The sequence below is a fragment of the Micromonospora sp. genome (assembly GCF_048594385.1).
GTDB lineage: Bacteria > Actinomycetota > Actinomycetes > Mycobacteriales > Micromonosporaceae > Micromonospora > Micromonospora wenchangensis.
In genome coordinates this window covers 1-2436 of sequence record NZ_JBMDWU010000606.1, presented here as the reverse complement: position 1 = coordinate 2436, position 2436 = coordinate 1, and the positions used below count along the sequence as shown (strand labels likewise).

Annotated in this window: 3 protein-coding genes; 1 reads left to right on the top strand and 2 read right to left on the bottom strand. The window is 69.7% G+C overall.

The window, feature by feature from the left end:
- Window positions 1-263: 263 nt before the first annotated feature.
- Both ACOJTC_RS31525 and ACOJTC_RS31520 read right to left on the bottom strand, forming a co-directional pair.
- Window positions 264-455: a DUF397 domain-containing protein gene (locus ACOJTC_RS31525; RefSeq protein WP_420119613.1), complete on the bottom strand. Its 192-nt coding sequence runs from the start codon at window positions 453-455 to the stop codon at window positions 264-266.
- Window positions 452-1246: a helix-turn-helix domain-containing protein gene (locus ACOJTC_RS31520; protein ID WP_420119612.1), complete on the bottom strand. Its 795-nt coding sequence runs from the start codon at window positions 1244-1246 to the stop codon at window positions 452-454. The genes ACOJTC_RS31525 and ACOJTC_RS31520 overlap by 4 nt, the downstream gene beginning before the upstream one ends.
- 812 nt (window positions 1247-2058) lie before the next feature.
- On the opposite strand from ACOJTC_RS31520, the gene ACOJTC_RS31515 reads away from it, so the two are divergent.
- Window positions 2059-2313: a flavin reductase gene (locus tag ACOJTC_RS31515; RefSeq protein ID WP_420119611.1), complete on the top strand. Its 255-nt coding sequence runs from the start codon at window positions 2059-2061 to the stop codon at window positions 2311-2313.
- Window positions 2314-2436 lie beyond the last annotated feature (123 nt).

The following is a 2436-nucleotide window of genomic DNA, read 5'->3' as shown; positions in this document are numbered from 1 at the left end:
GCGGGGTCACTGTCGGTGAGGGTGGTCGGGGCTAGGTGGTCTCGAAGAGAAATATGACTTGCAGTGATATTTTTGCCTGACAGGAATACGGCTGTCAGTGGCATGGTGTTGGAGCGGAGACGGTCGACACCTGCTCGGAGTGATAGCCGCCCCATGCTCTCGACCGACCGGGCCGGGCAGTTCAGAGGCGGTATGCCGGGTCGTTCCCTGACGCGAGATGCCTACCCCGGATCTCGGGGCAGGCATGTCACCGGGCAGGTCGGTCAGGCGCGATCGGCCAGCCCGGCGACGAACGTGCGCCACGAGGTGGGGGCGAACGTCAGGGCCGGCCCGTCCGGGTCCTTGGAGTCCCGTACGGCGACCGCGCCGGGAAGGTTGTCGGCAACCTCGACACAGTTCCCACCGCTGGTGCCACTTCGGGTGGACTTCCGCCACCGTGCATCAGTCAGGTTCATTGGCCTGCAACTCCCATGATCAGGTCTAACGACTGCCGTCGTGGTAGCGCCTCGTTCCGGATGCTCTCCCACCGCTCGAAGAGCGTAGCCAGGTCTGCCGGCTGGCTCAGGACATTGCCGCCCAACTGGCTTTCGAGGTGTCCAACCCAACCGCCATCACCCAGATGCGCGAGTGACAGTGGGCCGGAAAGCCCTGCATAGAAAACAACGTCGGCGGGCACGATGTGGATGCTGATATTCGGTCGTTCCGCACAAGCTACAAGGTGGTCGAGTTGCTCGGCCATCAGTTTCTCGAAGCCCTCACCGGCGCGCTGGACTGCACCTCCGTCGATCACCGCGACGAGCTGGGGTGGGTCAACCCGGTCCAGGACGTGCTGTCGTTCCAGGCGTGCCGCCACTCGACGATCCACTTCGCTGTCGGTCAGACGCGGATCGAGTCTCAGCACCGCGCGGGCGTAGGCCTCGGTTTGTAGTAGGCCGGGAATCAGGTTCGGCTCGAAATACCTGAGTTGGGTCGCGTTGCGTTCGGCGTCGAGCCACGGCAGGAACCACGATGGTGTGCCGAGCTTGCTCACCAGCCGCTCGAAGAGCCCACCGGTGCTGAGCGCCCGGTCAGCTCCCTTGACGAAGTCCAGGGTCAGCGCCCGGGTGCCCCCCTCGACGGCACTGACGTGCGATGCGCTGAATCCGGCGCCCCGCCCGAACGTCTCCTGCGTCATGCCGGCGGCACCCCGGGCACGGCGGATCTCGGCAACGACGAAGTCGGCGAGCGGATCTGGTACGTCAGCCATGCACGGCGCCCCAATCTGAAGATCGACTATTCATGCCGCCACCTGCTCGGCGGTTCCTCATCCGGCTCAGCCCGAACCCCCATCGCACCTTCCGAGACTAGTGGCCTCCACATCAGAGTGTCACCGGGGCGGCGCTGTCGGTAGTGGTCGAGGGCTGGCGACGGCGTCTGCCGGAGGGGCCGTCCGTGGAAGGGCGGCCGGCCCCTCCTCCACCCCGACGCGGACACACCGACGCAGAGGAGACGCCGTGCCCAGGGAGAAGCCGAAACCCGAGCAGAGGCCGAAGCCCGTACCCGACCCGACGCCCGCGCCCGAACCCGGGCCGCCCGCGCGCCCGATCGTGCCGGGACCGATCGGGCCGTTCGTCCCGCCGTACCGGGGGCCGGGGCGGATGACCGGCATCGTGCCGCCGCACCGCTGGGCGTTCAGCCGGAACCAGGGGCCCAGGTGACCGCCCCGCAGCTCAGGCCGGGCGAGGTGCTGCACCTGTCGCGTACCGCCAGCGTGCAGTTCATCCGGCCGATCACGGTCCGGGTCATCCGGGTGCTGGCCGACTGGCACACGTACGACGGATGGGTGTGGATCGATGCATACCAGCTGAATGCTGTCGGCGACGCAGTGCGGCGGCGGACCCTGTTCCTGATGCCGGCGGGTGCGCGCCGGCCAGCCCCGCAGTCGGACCGCGCCCCCGCCCGGACTGTCCCGGCTCCCCCGGCCCGGCGGGGTGGGGCGACGGTCTCGCGGCGGGGGACGGCGGTCCCCCGGGACGCGCGGCCCGGCCGGGCACGGGCGTCCGGGTCGGCGGGGACATCGTGACCGGGCCGCTGCCCGGCCGGCACACGCCGCTGCGACCGATCTGGCTGTGCCGGGTCGACGCGAACCCGTGGCCGTGCGGGGAGGCGAAACTCGCCCTCCTCGCCAGGTACGACGGCGACCGGCCCGGACTGCTCGCCCTACTGGCCAGCCTGTCGGTGGAGGCGACCGAACACCTGACGCAGCTCGACAACGGTCGCCGGATCGACGTGACCGATCGCTTCCTCACCTGGGTTCGCCCGCCGGACCGCTGACCCCTTTCCCGGTCGCCGTGCCGCAGCCGGATCGCCGTGCCGCCGCTGGAACCGGCATCCGCCGACCCGTGTCTGAGCCGCCGACCGGGGCAGGAGCTGCGGGGTTCAGGGGGTGACGCGGTG

Coding starts and splice junctions, on each gene's coding strand:
- ACOJTC_RS31525 (WP_420119613.1), bottom strand. CDS start 455: ATGAACCTGACTGATGCACGGTGGCGGAAGTCCACCCGAAGTGGCACC.
- ACOJTC_RS31520 (WP_420119612.1), bottom strand. CDS start 1,246: ATGGCTGACGTACCAGATCCGCTCGCCGACTTCGTCGTTGCCGAGATC.